The organism is Enterobacter cloacae complex sp. CDL013, from assembly GCF_049238805.1.
GTDB classification, from domain to species: Bacteria; Pseudomonadota; Gammaproteobacteria; order Enterobacterales; family Enterobacteriaceae; genus Enterobacter; species Enterobacter hormaechei_C.
Genome location: NZ_JBMKGT010000008.1, coordinates 121842 through 136061, shown reverse-complemented (window position 1 = coordinate 136061; position 14220 = coordinate 121842). Strand labels below are relative to the sequence as shown.

The 14220-nt window shown below is 53.4% G+C and carries 15 protein-coding genes; 1 reads left to right on the top strand and 14 read right to left on the bottom strand.

Going from position 1 to position 14220, the window contains the following annotated elements:
* Window positions 1-11: 11 nt before the first annotated feature.
* The 14 genes from ACOTXD_RS17625 to ACOTXD_RS17560 form a co-directional block, all read right to left on the bottom strand.
* Window positions 12-791 (bottom strand): MBL fold metallo-hydrolase, encoded by a 780-nt coding sequence (locus ACOTXD_RS17625; RefSeq protein WP_022650121.1) that lies wholly within the window; start codon window positions 789-791, stop codon window positions 12-14.
* An 89-nt stretch (window positions 792-880) separates the two neighbouring features.
* Window positions 881-2131 (bottom strand): HlyD family secretion protein, encoded by a 1251-nt coding sequence (locus tag ACOTXD_RS17620; RefSeq protein ID WP_023315115.1) that lies wholly within the window; start codon window positions 2129-2131, stop codon window positions 881-883.
* Window positions 2132-2137: 6 nt separating this feature from the next.
* Window positions 2138-2887 carry a hypothetical protein gene (locus tag ACOTXD_RS17615; RefSeq protein WP_045332981.1) on the bottom strand — a complete coding sequence of 250 codons (750 nt, stop codon included), beginning with the start codon at window positions 2885-2887 and terminating at the stop codon, window positions 2138-2140.
* Complete coding sequence (locus ACOTXD_RS17610) at window positions 2884-4980, bottom strand: peptidase domain-containing ABC transporter (RefSeq protein WP_017383654.1); 2097 nt, start codon at window positions 4978-4980, stop codon at window positions 2884-2886. The genes ACOTXD_RS17615 and ACOTXD_RS17610 overlap by 4 nt, the downstream gene beginning before the upstream one ends.
* Window positions 4981-5047: 67 nt before the next feature.
* Window positions 5048-5233 (bottom strand): hypothetical protein, encoded by a 186-nt coding sequence (locus ACOTXD_RS17605; RefSeq protein ID WP_001196016.1) that lies wholly within the window; start codon window positions 5231-5233, stop codon window positions 5048-5050.
* Window positions 5234-5256: 23 nt separating this feature from the next.
* The gene (locus tag ACOTXD_RS17600; protein ID WP_022646586.1) at window positions 5257-5451 is read right to left on the bottom strand and encodes a hypothetical protein; all 195 of its coding nucleotides are present in this window, start codon (window positions 5449-5451) and stop codon (window positions 5257-5259) included.
* A gap of 73 nt (window positions 5452-5524) precedes the next feature.
* Window positions 5525-6178: a hypothetical protein gene (locus tag ACOTXD_RS17595; protein ID WP_006812468.1), complete on the bottom strand. Its 654-nt coding sequence runs from the start codon at window positions 6176-6178 to the stop codon at window positions 5525-5527.
* Window positions 6179-6184: 6 nt separating this feature from the next.
* Complete coding sequence (locus ACOTXD_RS17590) at window positions 6185-7783, bottom strand: receptor (RefSeq protein WP_421766473.1); 1599 nt, start codon at window positions 7781-7783, stop codon at window positions 6185-6187.
* Window positions 7761-8450: a CS1-pili formation C-terminal domain-containing protein gene (locus ACOTXD_RS17585; RefSeq protein ID WP_241237771.1), complete on the bottom strand. Its 690-nt coding sequence runs from the start codon at window positions 8448-8450 to the stop codon at window positions 7761-7763. Before ACOTXD_RS17585 ends, ACOTXD_RS17590 begins: the two co-directional genes overlap by 23 nt.
* A gap of 27 nt (window positions 8451-8477) precedes the next feature.
* Entirely contained in the window at window positions 8478-10352 is a 1875-nt protein-coding gene (locus ACOTXD_RS17580) for a TcfC E-set like domain-containing protein (protein WP_241237772.1), read from the bottom strand.
* A gap of 9 nt (window positions 10353-10361) precedes the next feature.
* The gene (locus ACOTXD_RS17575; protein WP_022650117.1) at window positions 10362-11039 is read right to left on the bottom strand and encodes a hypothetical protein; all 678 of its coding nucleotides are present in this window, start codon (window positions 11037-11039) and stop codon (window positions 10362-10364) included.
* 87 nt (window positions 11040-11126) lie between these two features.
* Complete coding sequence (locus ACOTXD_RS17570; protein ID WP_421766472.1) at window positions 11127-11708, bottom strand: common pilus major fimbrillin subunit EcpA; 582 nt, start codon at window positions 11706-11708, stop codon at window positions 11127-11129.
* A 227-nt stretch (window positions 11709-11935) separates the two neighbouring features.
* Window positions 11936-12262: a hypothetical protein gene (locus tag ACOTXD_RS17565; protein WP_239660092.1), complete on the bottom strand. Its 327-nt coding sequence runs from the start codon at window positions 12260-12262 to the stop codon at window positions 11936-11938.
* 162 nt (window positions 12263-12424) lie between these two features.
* The gene (locus ACOTXD_RS17560) at window positions 12425-13237 is read right to left on the bottom strand and encodes a winged helix-turn-helix domain-containing protein (RefSeq protein ID WP_061856883.1); all 813 of its coding nucleotides are present in this window, start codon (window positions 13235-13237) and stop codon (window positions 12425-12427) included.
* A 373-nt stretch (window positions 13238-13610) separates the two neighbouring features.
* Here ACOTXD_RS17560 and ACOTXD_RS17555 point away from each other — a divergent pair, with 373 nt between their 5' ends.
* Window positions 13611-14195 carry a fimbrial protein gene (locus tag ACOTXD_RS17555; protein ID WP_022646579.1) on the top strand — a complete coding sequence of 195 codons (585 nt, stop codon included), beginning with the start codon at window positions 13611-13613 and terminating at the stop codon, window positions 14193-14195.
* The last annotated feature ends 25 nt before the right edge of the window (window positions 14196-14220 follow it).

Genomic DNA, 14220 nt, shown 5'->3' with positions numbered 1-14220 from the left:
CCCTTTAACACTCAGAATATAACGGTTTCGCCGTCCTGAGGAATGCTCACCGCGTCACTTATCTCGTTGGCGTCAACATACTCGCGCAGCGCGCGGCGGGTCAGCAGGCAGTGGTTGATAGCTTCCATATGGGTCGCCACGATTTTCGCCTGCGGCAGCAGGAAATGCACGTTAAGCAGATCTTCTTCCCCCATGATAATCGGCCCAAACCCAATGACATGAGCGTAACCGGCGTTGAGCACGACGATATCCGGCTGGTGCTTTTGCAGATCGGCCGCCACCGCATCGCGCCAGATGGTATCCCCTGCGATATAAAGCGTCTTCTCATCGGGATGACGGAACACCACGCCGCAGGCTTCCCCCAGAAACTCTGCCAGCTCCGGCACGGCGTAAGCGCGGTCAGTACCGTGCTGGCCGCCGTGGGTTTTCACTATCCGGATATCGCCGTATGTTGTTTCCCCGGTCATGATCGTCAGGTTGGTAAATCCCTGGCTGCGCAGCAGCGCGGCATCGCTATCATTTTGCACGTAGATCGGCTTGCCTTTGGCGATCAGCTCAACGGCGTACTGATCCCAGTGATCGGCATGGGTATGGGTGACGATCACCGCGTCAGCATCCAGAAGCGTTTGAACGTCAACGGGAAGCTCGACCATCGGGTTGCGAATATCAGCCCGCGCCGTGCCGGGAAAACCCGGATAAGTGCCTTTTGGCGCCAGCATTGGGTCGATTAAAAAGCGTTTTCCCGCGTAAGTGATCAGTTGGGTGGCATTGCGAATTTGCGTAATGTTCATGGGCTATCCTCCGGTTGGTATGAGAAGGAGAATAGCCCCAGGGTGCCGTTAAGAATGTGGGCCAAAGGGCGATGATCGATGAAATCGGGTCAATCGATAAACCGCTTGCGCACCCTTTCCAGCGGGGCAATCAGCAGATTGATAAGCGGCTTACGATCGATAACGATATCGGCGTTCACCGTCATCCCGCCCATCAGCATGCGCTTTTTCTTGTCCGGGTCGGTAAACCAGGAGGGGACGCGCACTTTAGCCAGGTAGTAGTTCTGCCCTTCCTGGAGCGGGATCAGCGCCGAATGGGCATCAATGTTTACCTCATAGAAATCGGACAGCGTCGCCTCCACGGAACCGTATTTGTCCACGGGCCAGGAGTCGAAGCGCAGCTTGACCTTATCGCCTTTCGCCACGCGCCCCACCCCCGTTGCCGGAACATACAGGTACCCCTCCATCGTCGCCGCGGTATTTTTACGGATCACCACCACCACCTCGCTATTTTGCGTAATGGCCCGGCCAGGCGGGAAGTTAATCGCCACCACGTAACCATCGGCAGGGGCCAGCATCGCCATGGTGGAACTTCCCCGGCTGGACAGGTTGCGATCGATTTCGCTGATGCGGTTTTTCACATACAGCTGCTCTTCGCTCAGAGAGTCAATTTGCGACTGGGTGCTGTCGGTCAGGCTGGTTTTGCGTGCCTCAAGCTCAAGAATAGTGCTCTCCTCCAGCGTCAGGTTGAGCTGCGCATTGAGCACATCATTGTGGCTTTTATCGAGATCCACTCTGGAGACATAGCCCTTCCCGGAGACGGATTTCCACGCCTCGTAGGTGTCGGTGCTGTTTTTTAACAGCGCGCGCAGCTTCTTCACCTTATCGCGGGAAACGGCGATCTGCTTGTCGGTGAGAGCCAGCTGCTGCGCCAGATTTTTGCGATACGACGCAATCGAGTCCTCAATGGCCTGAATGCGCTGCTCGCTGCGCTTCTTCTCCGCTTCCATCTGCTGGCGGTCAAACTGCACCACCGAGCCCTGCTTGCCGCCATAGTCCTGCGACACGGTGAACAGCGGATCGTTTTCCTTCACGTACTGACCGGGCCGGACGGCAAAATCGACAAGGGTACCGGACTCTCTGGCGCGGACTTCCACATCGCCCTGCGCCGGGATCAACACCCCGCGTGCCAGCGTGGTTTCCGAAAAATTAAAGACAATCGCAAAGACCAGCAGGCAGAGAAAAAAGGCGATGAACAAGGTCAGCACGGCTTTCAGCCGTGGCGCGTTGATGTGATAGCTTTTTGAGAAGTGATGCGGGATCAGCGCCCGCCGCTGTCCGCTTCGGTTTTTTAATTTCACGATATGTCATCCATGATAAATCACTGAAAGATCATCCCATGCACTCCAGAGCGTGGGGGTTTTGCGCAGCGCGTTCAGCGTGTCGGCGGCGGCCTGACGGTAATCCTCCGGCGCATACGCCTGACTCTCCAGCCCAAACTCCGCCGCGTGCAGCGAACAGATCGGCAGCAGCGTTCGGACGCTGTAGCCATAGCGCGATAAAAACCGCGTTGAGACGTCCGTTAACCACGCCTTTTGATCCCCTGCCTGGGTGGAGAACAGCGGCGCATCCGGCAGGCGTTCGTCCATCAGCAGCACCGTCACCAGGCGGTGAGGGGCGAAAAACGAGCTGGCGCGTCGGCCTTCGTGCGCGGCCATCAGCTTATGCAGCGCAGGGTGACGGGTAATAAACTGAAAGCGCACATCGGCTGGCGCAGTGGCGAGCAGCGCATCCACGATCAGACCAAAGCCCGCCCAGCGCATGCCCAGTAGCAGGGTGCGAGATGAACTGTAAAATGCCTGCTCCCGCGTCCACTGCGCCACGTACCCGTGCAGATCAAAACGAACGTTGCGCGCCCAAAGCGCGGGCGGGAAGATCTGCTCCACGAAGTTAAACCCGCTCAGCTCATGCGCATTCTGATGCAGAAAATCAGCCGGAACATCGGCCTCCGGGCAGCGCATAAACTGGCTGTAGTTTTGCGTGATCCGGTTTGCCAGCAGCGTGCGCCCGGCCTGGCGCGCGCAGAGTCGCGCATAGAGACGCGGCAAAAGCATCATTGCTCACTCTCCCGCAGGGTGCCGTTTTCCATGGTATAGAGACGCCCCTGACAGCCCACCACGTCCGGCGAGTGGGTGACAAACACCAGGCCAATCCCCAGGCTACGCAGGTTCGCCAGCACTTTCTGCGCGGTCGTTTTATCCAGGTTCGCCGTCACTTCGTCACAGAGCAGAAGCTTAGGCTGGCTGTACAGGGCGCGCGCCAGAACCAGACGCTGCATCTCCCCGGCAGAGAAAAAGGTGTTCCCCGGCAGCATCTCCGTTTCGTAGCCGTGCGGCAGCCGGGCGACGACGTGGTCCACCTCCGCCAGCCGACACGCGGCAATGACCTGCTCTTTATCCGGTGCGCTGTCAAAGCAGGCGATGTTGTCCAGAATCGAGCCGGTGAAGAGAATATCGTCCGCATGGACGATGCGGATGTGCTGACGCAGCGAGGAAAGATCGCACTCCTCAATGGGGATCTTATTGATCCGCAGCGTGCCAGACGATGCCAGCAGCATGCCGGAGATCAGACGCAGCAGCGTGGTTTTTCCCGACCCGCTCTGGCCCACAATCACCGCTTCTTCGCCCTGCTTCAGGGTCATGTTGATATGCTGTAGCGTGGCCTCCCGGCCAGGATAGGCAAATGAGACATCCTCAAATTGCAGACAGACCGGCGAGGTGACAATCCGCTTCCCAAACTGGCTGGTTTCAGAGGGGGCAAACAGCAGGTCGCCCACGCGATCCAGCGGCCCCTTGAGAGCATTTTTGTCCAGCAGCTTCTGCGCCACCTGCACCATGGCATCGGAAAAATAGCGCTTATAGCTGATATAGGCGTAAAGCATCCCGATGCTCATCTGCCCTTCCAGGATCAGCCACGCGCCAAAGCAGACCACCAGCAGCTGCTCGGCATTGATCACCAGCAGCGAAGCCACGTCAAAGCGGGCCAGTAGCCGCTCTTTACGCATCAGCCCGGCGATGTGCTCGCGCTGGGATTTGTCCATCACCGCATCCCGGGCCTGCTCCATGTTGTTCGCTTTGAGCGTTATGATCCCTTTCTGCGTCTCCACCAGCAGAGACTCATACTGGGCGGTGCGCTCGATGGAGTCATCCACCGCGCGTTGATAGGGGCCGATCAGCGAAAAGCGGATCAGAAAAAACACGCCCATCAGCAGCATTGTCAGCAGCGCAATTTTGACGTTATACAGCAGCATAAACAGCAGGCTGGTGACGGCGATCAGGCTGGAAAAGAGAATTTGCACGTAACCATTGCTGATGAACTCCGCGCAGGCGTGGAGCGATTTCTCAATAGCCAGCACGATGCCCGGCGGGCGCGAGCGGAACCAGCTGGTCTGGGTGCGCAGCATGTAGTGGCGCACGGACTGGCTTAAATCGTCATAGGCAATGTTACGCATCAGGATCTCAAGCAGCTGCTTGAGGAATTTACCGATGACTTCAAAGATAAAGACGATAGCGAAGATCGCGGTGAGCAGGATCACCAGATCGCTGTCGCTGCGGGAAATGGCCTCATCCATAATCAGCTGCACGTAGGTGGGGCTTGCCAGCATGGTGATGAGAGTAAAAATACAGAGCACAAACAGCAGCAGCTGGCGCTGGAACAGGCTCGGAGATTTATTGGCTAAACGGCCAAGCGTGAGCTTTTCATCCGGGGATTTCTTTTCGAAGCACGGCGTGGGCTTAAGCTCAAGCACATAGCCGGAAAAGAGTTTTTCCGCCTCTTTCAGACGGTAACGACGCACGCCGCTGGCCGGGTCGTGAACGGTCACGCTGCGGCTGTCGATCTTCACGATGACCACGAAATGGTTGCCGCGCCAGAAGGCGATGAGCGGCAGCTCAGACGTTTCTATTTCAGTGATTTCGCCTTTAAGCACCCGGCCAGACATATTTTTATCGCTGGCAAGGGTCATCAATTCCGCCATTGAGGTTCCCGCATCGGCGGAAACGGAAATCTCCCGGCGCAGCTGGCTGACGGAGACATGGTGGTCGTAGTGCCCCAACACCATCGCCAGGCAGGCCAGTCCACATTCGGTAAATTCATGCTGGCGAATAACAGGGGTCTTACCCTGTTTTTTATACTGAAAGAGCGAAAACATAATGATCCGTGGCTGAAATAAAAAAATGGCCCGGCAATGCGGGCCATGCGTACAACGTGCTTCTCGCTTAGGCGCTGAAGAAACCGCCGATGAAGCCGCCCACCAGGCCGAATACGCCGCCGATGGTGCCGCCCAGCGCGCCTAACATCTGGCTGCCCGCGTTATAGCCCGCACTTGCGCCCTGAATAGCGGCAGCAAACGGATCCCAACCACCGATGATGGCCTGTGCTTTTTTGAAATCGATAACTTGCATGATACTTTTCCTGTTAACGTGAATTAGTTGTAGCTACCAACCAGCGCGCCCAGGAAGCCCATTGCGCCACCCAGAACTCCGCCAACCACACCGCCAACCATGCCCATGATGCTGGCGCCGGTGTCGTAACCCAGCTGTGCACCTTTAACCAGACCAGCGAACGGGTTTAACGCGCCGCCAATAATGTCTTTCGCTTCTACGAATGAAATCGCTTTCATTTTTATCTCCTGTAGTGATGGATCTTTAGCATGATGCTAAAGGCTAATTTCCTTTTATGAAGGAAAGCGGTTGCTACGGGCAGGTGGTCAGCGGAATGATTTTATTGCCATAAATAATCATCCGCCTTGCAGCCTGCCCGGCATTATCTATTTCCAGCCGTTGCCCCGGTGGAATATATTTTGAATTGTTGTATTGCGTACTGCACCCGACCGAGGAAACATATTTAAAATAGGTATTCCCGGTATTACTCACCACCCCGTTGCTAAACGCATAATCAAAATGTCGTGTCCATGGGCGGACAATCAAAATAGCCTCAAGCGAGACCACCACATCCGACTGGATGCGCTGGCCTTTGCGCGTGATCACCTTTGCCTGGAGCGGCGTCTCGGTGAATTTTACGCGATAGTATCGCTCTTTGTTGTCATGCGGGCCGGTATAATAAAATTTAAAACCCGCGCGTTCACCGCTCCCCAGCGTTAATTGCTTAGGCGAATACATGACTTCGCCGTCTTTTATTTCGGTTTCTTTTCCCTTCTCTTTAGGAACGTCTACCTGAATAAGCGACACGGTATAATTCTGACGCTCGCTGGTATCGTTTTTTATCGGCTGAAAAACAACTTCTCTTTCGGGAAGAAAATCAATATTCAGACTTTCGATAATTAAAGCATTTGCCCCTGTGGAAATGAAGCAATTTATTGCAAAAATAGCCAGGAATTTTCCAGTCATGGTTGATTAATTCCAGGATGCGCTAACATCTATTCTTCCCTGCGCGGTCACTTCACCAAACCAGCTATTTCCGTCATAGGTGGTTTTCGATACCGGATTATCCATAACGAACTGGAGGATCAGCGGTGTTTTCCAGAGCCACATATCGGTCACGCCGGAACTCATTTTGTCCCACTCTTCCGCATGGGTGGCCGGCGCCGGGATCGACAGTACTTCGCCTTTACAGTTGTGCGCCATCAGCGTCTGGCTTTTCCCCACCAGCACGTTGCCCGGAATGGGAACCGTAAAGCCGTTGCCGCTAAAGGCGCAGTAGTCCACCCCATTCAGGCTTTGGGTAGGCCCGGTGACTTTTACCGTGACCGCAATCGCCGCATCTTTTTGCGCCCCGCTGTAGGTGATGGTGTAGGGGATCTCAATGGGCGCTTCGCCGATAGTGCCTTTCCCTGAGCCGCCCAGACCGTCAGGATCGAGGGTGTAATCCGGGTTGTCTGGCACAATTTCCAGCCCGGGTTCGATAGGGTTAATCACCAGGCCGCCCCCCGGCTGGAAGCAGAAATCCGCCGCCAGCGAGCTGTTGCCGGGCGTCAGACACAGGCTGACGATATTGCCAATGTTGCTGCCGTCCCCCGCCTGCGCCACGCTCAGAATTAACGCTTTCGGCAAAAAGATTTTAAGGTACGCTTTGCCGCCGTTTTTCTGCGGCGCTGCAAGGAAGGTGTTCGCCAGGACACGCGTATCGCTCAGGATACCGCCGGAGATACTGTACCAGGTGTTTTCATCGAAGGTCAGCTCGGCGGCAAGCCCGGTGCCGCCGCTCATGTGCGATTGCAGCACGCTGTTGACGCGGGAAGAGGTGAGCGCCAGCCCTCCGTTGTAACCGGAGATATCTTCCCCAACAAACGTGTATTCGAGCAGGTCGCACAGGACGCCAGAGACCGTATTACGGGTGTACTTGGTGCAGGTGGCCCCCGTTGATCCATCGACAATCGTCACCTCGCCGCTGATCGGGTCAATACCCAGGTTAAGCGCTCTGGAGTTGGTCATGGTCAGCGTGCCCACCTTGTGAAGCGTATTGGTGGTGGTCACTTTGTTGATTGAGCTGATTTGCGGCGTGGAGGTGATGGTCACTTCATCCCCTGGCGCGGCGTTGAGCAAATAGTTAAAGAACGGATCGCCCAGTACCCAGCGCCCGTATGACGTGCCGGGCTCCATCACCGGCGGCTTAACCACCATCGACGTGTCGGTATAGCTGGTCGTCGGGGTGTACCCCGTGTTGCCGCAGGACGAGGAACACGCCGTCCCTTTAAAGAACGGAGAAGCGCTGGAACCGGTCACCGAAAAGTCGATAGTTAACGCGCTGCCTGCCGGGCCGTTGAAGCTGTTGTCCGGGATGTAAGTGGCGATACCGTTATTCGTTTTCGCACTCAGGGTCGGCCACTCGCGCGAACCGTGTAAAAACGCGGTCGACGTGCTGTTCAGACTAAACAGCCCCGCGCTGTTTCCCGTACCGTTATTGTCCGGGTTATTAATGGCGAAATAGGGCAGCTCCTGCGCCTGGGCCGCCGCGCTCATCAGCAGTAAATTAAGAGCGAATATCTTTTTCATCGTCACGTTCCTGCGTTCCTTTTGCTTCCTGCCAGACGAAATCGCCTTTGTCGCAGGAGATGTCCCCAAGCCACAGCGCACCGCGGTTAGACTCGATGTCCAGGCGCACTTCGCAGACGCTGTCGTCCGGCGTGGCGATACTCAGGACAGGGTTGTTCTTATCAACGTCGATCACGAAGCGTCCGTCGTTTTCCGTCCGGGTCAGCCCGACGTGGTTTTTGATCTGCATGGCGCCAATCGGGGCCCCGTTTGCATCCACAAGACGACCAAACAGAGTGACGATTTTCTTCACCTGCGGCTTCATCACCACTGTATTGCCCGGATAAACCGTGATATGGCGACGCGCATTCGCGCCAATCTCATAGCTTTCCGTACCGGTTTCACTGTTCATCACTTCCAGGTCATAAGCCTGGTATGCCGGCAGCGACAGCCAGGTCTTATCCCCTTTGATGCGTTCTGCCCGGCCGTTAAGCTTCAGGGTCAGCGCTTCATCAGATTTGAGACCGGTACTGACAATCACCCCTGCGCTTTCGGTGCCTTTCCCGGCGGCGATGGCCTCTTTGGACCAGCCCACGCTGCCGTCACTGGTCAGCGTGGAGTTCCAGCCTTTACTCATGCCGCTCTGGACGCTGAGGATGTTGCTGTTCCACGGCGTGTCGAAGTTCACGCTGCCGCCGCCGCTTACGCTGCGATCCTAGCGGCTGTTAAAGGCTTTCGAGACGTTGGCGGTAGCCGATTTCAGGTAATCGCCTTCAAACTGGCGGCTGGCGCTGACGTTCAGCGCCGTGCCGGTATCGCGATTGTGGGAAACGCCAACCGACACGGTATTGCCGAGCGGTATAGCGAAATCGAGCATCACGTAACGATCTTTCTCTTCGTAATACCCGTCGTATTTGTTGCGCGACATTCCCACCCGCAGGCGCGCCGTACCGTAGCGACCGGCGTATAACCCCTGGGAGTAGTCCAGCTGATAGCGTTTATAGCGATAGAGGTCGTCCTCCTGGCGCATCAGGCTCAGGTTGCCCGCCGAGGGCAGACCGAACGACGGCAGGCTAAAGGAGGCGCCCCAGGTATTGCCCTTGCTCTCATAGATATCGAGGAACTTGCCACTGGAGAGCTGTTCATGGGAGTACCACACCGAGCCGATCTGCCACGGCAGGCTGAGATTCGCCCCATAGTTGGCGCGATAGGTTCCGTCGGAGGCGGCCATGGTCTGGGTATTCACCGAGAAATAGCCCGTCAGGTTCAGGGAGGCCCACAGCTCGCTGACGATGTGTTCCCGCATCATGTAGGTGGAGGCGTTCCAGTCGACCATCCCGCTGCGCTTGCTGAACGAGGCTCCCACCAGCGACATGGTGTCTTTATGTTTGGTGTCGTAATCGTAGTAGTAGGTGTTGTCCTGCTCGTTTTTGCGTTTCGCGTATTTTTTATAATTGACGACGGATTTATCGCGGCTATACATCCCGCCCCACATCTGCCAGCGCAGCGTTTCCGACACGTTGCTGGAGAACGGCTTATTTACGGTGTACATGTTACGCGACACGGTGCGGCTTCCGCTCACCACCTCAACTTCGATGCTGTAGATCCCGTAGGGCAGGCTGCTGGTGTCAATTTCATGGTTGCCGACGTCAAAGCGCTGAATGCCGATAAGCTGCCCGTCACGACGAATACGGGCCTCGCCCGCCGTGGGGAAATAGACCACCACCGGCGTCAGAGAGAGCGTGTTATCGCGTTTGCGGGAGTTGGCCTGGTTGCCCATGGAAACGCCGTAGACTTCACCGCCGGAAATCCCGCTGACGCTCGCCAGAGACTGCATCGCCCAGCCGTTCAGCATGCCTGCGGCGTAGCGCATCCCCTGATAGTCGCGCTCCCACATAACCGCGTTCATCTGGGTATCGCTGCTGCTCTCGTTGACGTAGCCAGAGCCATCGATCAGCACATGATCGACGCCCATTGAGATCCAGTTTCTCGCGTTCAGATAGCCCGACGACCAGCTGTCACCGTAGCCGCTCTCGGTGTGATACGCCCCGAGGTTGTAGGAGAACGTGCCGCTCAGATCGTCAGACTCCGGCGCATCAATGTCCACCTCACGCGGGCGAATATTCACCCCGTAGTCGCTCTGCGACAGATTCAGCAACAGGCGCATTTTTTTCTGATCCAGCTCGAACGCGGACCCCGTACTTACCGGAGTGCGCATCTGGTCATCAAACTGCTTATCGTTAATGCTCTGCAATAACGTTCTCATCTCTTTTGACAGACGAATGCCGTTATCAGACTCCTGAACCTGAACGTCCCTCAGCCCCAGCTTCAGATCTTTTGCAAAGAGCGTCACGTCACCGATACGAACATATTCGCTCGCCGTGCCTTCGTGGTTCCCTTGTTGTGCTGAGTGTGGACGCGTATTCACCAGATAGACGGGAATTTTGATCCCCTGCTCCAGCAGTGCATAAAGCGAGTCGGGAAAACGGTAATTAGCGATAACCACGGAGCTTGAGGCTGCATGCGCAAGCGCGGGCAGCGTGCCGGATGCGCAAGCCATCATCACCGGCAACACTAATTTATTTTTCACCATGCATCCTTACTTAACAGGAATGAACTGTTTCAGGTCCCATATTCCGAGATGAAAATGGTTATCCGTAACGTTGATATCCTCGATAGCGCGCGAGGTCTCTGGCATCAGGTAGAAGTTTTTGCTACACGGCGTGCCGGGGGATTCCGGATTCGGCTTCAGGCAGGTCCCGGTCGCATTGACGCGAAACGAGGTGTTCCCTTTATTGGTTATTTTTCCCGCCACATAGACGAAATCAATCTTCTTATCCCGGGGCTGAACCACCAGAATGGTGCTCACCACCGCGCGCGTCATCCCGGTGCCGTTTTTTGGCGAACCGCTGTCCACCTCTTCGCTTACCCCTTCATCCGTGAAGGTAATGCGGTAGTAACGCTCTTTGTTATCGGCGTTCCCGTGATAGTAAAATTTGACGATATTGCTGGTACCGGCGGGCATCACCATGCGCGTGGGCGTCAGCAACAGTTCGTCCACTTTCTCCGGATTAATGACGATCCCTTCATCCATTGGGCTGCTGATCCGCTGTGCGCGAACAGAAACAATGCGCACGCTGTCTGCTTCGTTTTTTATTTCCTTGGCGGTGGAGTCAGCATCCGCAGAAATAATGGTGGTGACTTTTCCCACATTAATGGCCAGCGCGGAGGAAGAGATAAATAATAAAAATAAGAAGGCGGATTTGAGGTTAAACATGCTATTTCCCTAAACAGGGGCTTGCGCCCCTGGATCGATCAGGCCTTAGCCCCAGGTTGCGCGGAACGCAACAGACACGGTCCCTTCTCACAGGCTGTTGGTCAGGTCTTTGAACTCTTTCGCCGTACCGGCATTGTCCTGAGCGGAGTCAACGTAGAAGACGAATTTGTCCTGGCCGGTAATTTCGGTATCTGCCGCCGCGCCTGCGCTGGTGGTCAAGTTCCACAGGCCAGAAGAGACGCCGGTGTTAGAAGAGGAATCAACCAGCGTGGTCCATGCGGTTGATTTCGCCCCCACGGTGCCACCGATAGAGCCCAGGTCGTTACCGCCCCAACGCGCACCCACTTTCAGCTTGGTCGCTTCACCACCCACGCTGAACAGCGTGTTGTTTGAATCGTCGAGGATAGCTTCGAGTTTGAAGCTGGTCGCCGTAGAGTGATCGCCACGGATAGCCACATCAAACAGACCGGTGTCGGTGTTGAAAGATTTGGTGTTGGCGCTGTAAACAAAGTTCAGAGCACGCGTTGGCGTAACAACCAGATCGGATTCGCTGTCTTTGGTCGCGGTTGCCTGCCATGTGGCAGAAGCCGTCGTTTCTGCTGCATTAACTGCGCTCAGGGCAGAAACAGACAGCAGGGAGCCCAGAACGATAGCGTTCAGTTTGTTCATTTATTTAGTCCTTCAAAAAAGAATCCACGTGTATAAAAAGGGGAGCCCCTTTTTCGAGGCGGAGTATAGACAGCCGCAAAATAACGAGGCAATACAGAAAAATTCACTCGACGGAGAGCAACAATAAAAATATAAATAAATTTCTCGTATCTTATTGTTACGTATTGAGTAAATTACTAATTTTCCCGAGCAATAGATAAATATCGATTTTTCAATAAAGAGAAATATCAGGACGTCGGGACAGCCACACACATCATTACAGGCAACACCAGCCCCTTAATTAACCACGCATGTTTTTTTACGCTGGTAATATAGAAGAAGTTGATATTATCAAGTAACATTTCGTTTACAACGCCATCCGGCGCCGCATCATCTTCAGATTTATTCAGCTTTTTATCCTTAATATAAAAGATATTGCTTCCATCGACTTTTTCCACGCTGAGCGTGTAATTTCGGTCAATCAGGTAGCTTTTGCCCTCTTTCTTGAGCACGCCTTTATGAATAACCGTCACAACATCTTTGTTGTTAAACAGGAAAAGCGTGGTTAGCGACATATCGGTTGACTCACCCGTGGAATATGTTTTCCAGGAAATGGTATCTGACTGGCAGCCAAACCCCTCATCCTGCGTTCTGGTAAAATAGATCTATAACAACGCGATGACAGACAGCGCCAGTACGATACTGAACAGTACACTCATTTTAGTCCTTGACATATTTTAACTCCCGGTCAGGCTTCTGTAAGAAATGCAGTTCTTATAATCGTCGATACTGTCCTGCTGATAACAGATGGCCAGGAAATAATTTTCTATCTGCGACTTTTTAAACCTGGAATAGTAAGCATCTGCAACCTGATGTTGACAGTCGATATGTTGACTGGCGATGACCTCTTTTACGTGATTAAAGTAGTGCTGTCGCGGCTGATACATATTCTTATCGATCAGGTATACCGTACACCGGTCCACTTTACCGAGCAGATGCATATCAGAATCTTTCAGGCTCTCGGCATAGGAATCCCTTTGGTGCAACAGTAAAACAGCGGTGCCGATAACGGTAATCAGTAATAACGTGCAGAGAGAAATAAAGAGTCTGTGCAGCGATATTAATTGTTTAGGCGGATCGGCATCTTTCTTATGCGCTAGCGTATCGAATGCTTCAGAGGCAGATTGTTCACTAAGCGTTGAAACAACCGGCGGCCTGACCGTGTGGTGTTCAATATGCGCGGCAAGGCTAAATCCCTTGCCACGTATCGTTTTTATCAGTAAAGGGTCGCATCCTAATGTACGAAATGCTTTTCTGATTTCACTTATGGCAACATTCAGACTCACCGAAGAACCAGAGAAACCATGATCCTCCCAGACCTTCTTTATCAGGTCGTCTCTGTCGAGAGTTTTACCATTATTGATGATAAGTTCATAAAGCAGACGACCCGCCTGGTTAGATAACTTAATGGATGACTCTTCCTCTCCATTAATCATGATCATACCGGTGTCGACTTCATAAAGCATTGTAATATCAATGAGATACTTCATATTATTATTACGCCATTGTTAAAATTATGTGCATTTGCCAGGCAATAATAAGTCTAAAGTTTGTGTGGTCAAGTCGCGTGATATTAATTGAGAGATGAATTCATAAAGCTTCATTAATTAACAATTATTAAATCATTAATAAAAATATTTGAACCAACGCATTTAGGTTAAAACATTAAAAAAACTAACACACAAGATTATAATCTTAAACTTTAGAAATTGTTGGAATAATGTTTTGTTATGTACTTTTTTAGTGCAACATAATATCGTCAAAGCATTCTCCCGAGTCGCCATGCGTCTAGCCGGTACATCAGGGACATGTGTAGCCGATTAACATTCATTTTAAATAACACAAATCTTCATGGAGTTTATCATGTTCAAATCGATCATGACCGTATCACTGCTGGCCGCTGCTATTGCCTCTACCAGCGCAGTGGCCGCAGACAATTCGGCGGGTGGTATTATTAACTTTACCGGCGCTATTACCGATACAACCTGTACCATTAACGGCGGTAAAAGCGCAGACTTTACCGTTGCGCTTTCCCCTATTTCGGTAAAAGATGCAGGCACCACGGTTGGCCTGATCACTAAGAATAAAAAATCTATTGCGCTGACTTTCTCAGGTTGTTCACCAGCAGCCGGAACGACCGGCACCCCGCTGAAAGTGTATTTCTCCAGCGCGGATAATATTTCCACTGACGGTAAATACCTGCTGAATAACAGCGTGAACGAAAGCGATGCCAGCGTGGCACGTAATGTCGGTTTTGCGCTAGTGGAGCCAGGTTCGTCCACGCCAATTACCCTGAACCAGCCTTACACCACGGATATTATGGGTACAGCGACCGCGCCAGATTCCGAGACGCTGACGCTGGATGTTTATTATTATAAAACGAACGCCGCTGCCGCCACCGTGGGCGAGTTAAGCTCCAACGTAACGTATACCATTTCCTACCTGTAATAATGATTATTCAGGCTCTGTTTTC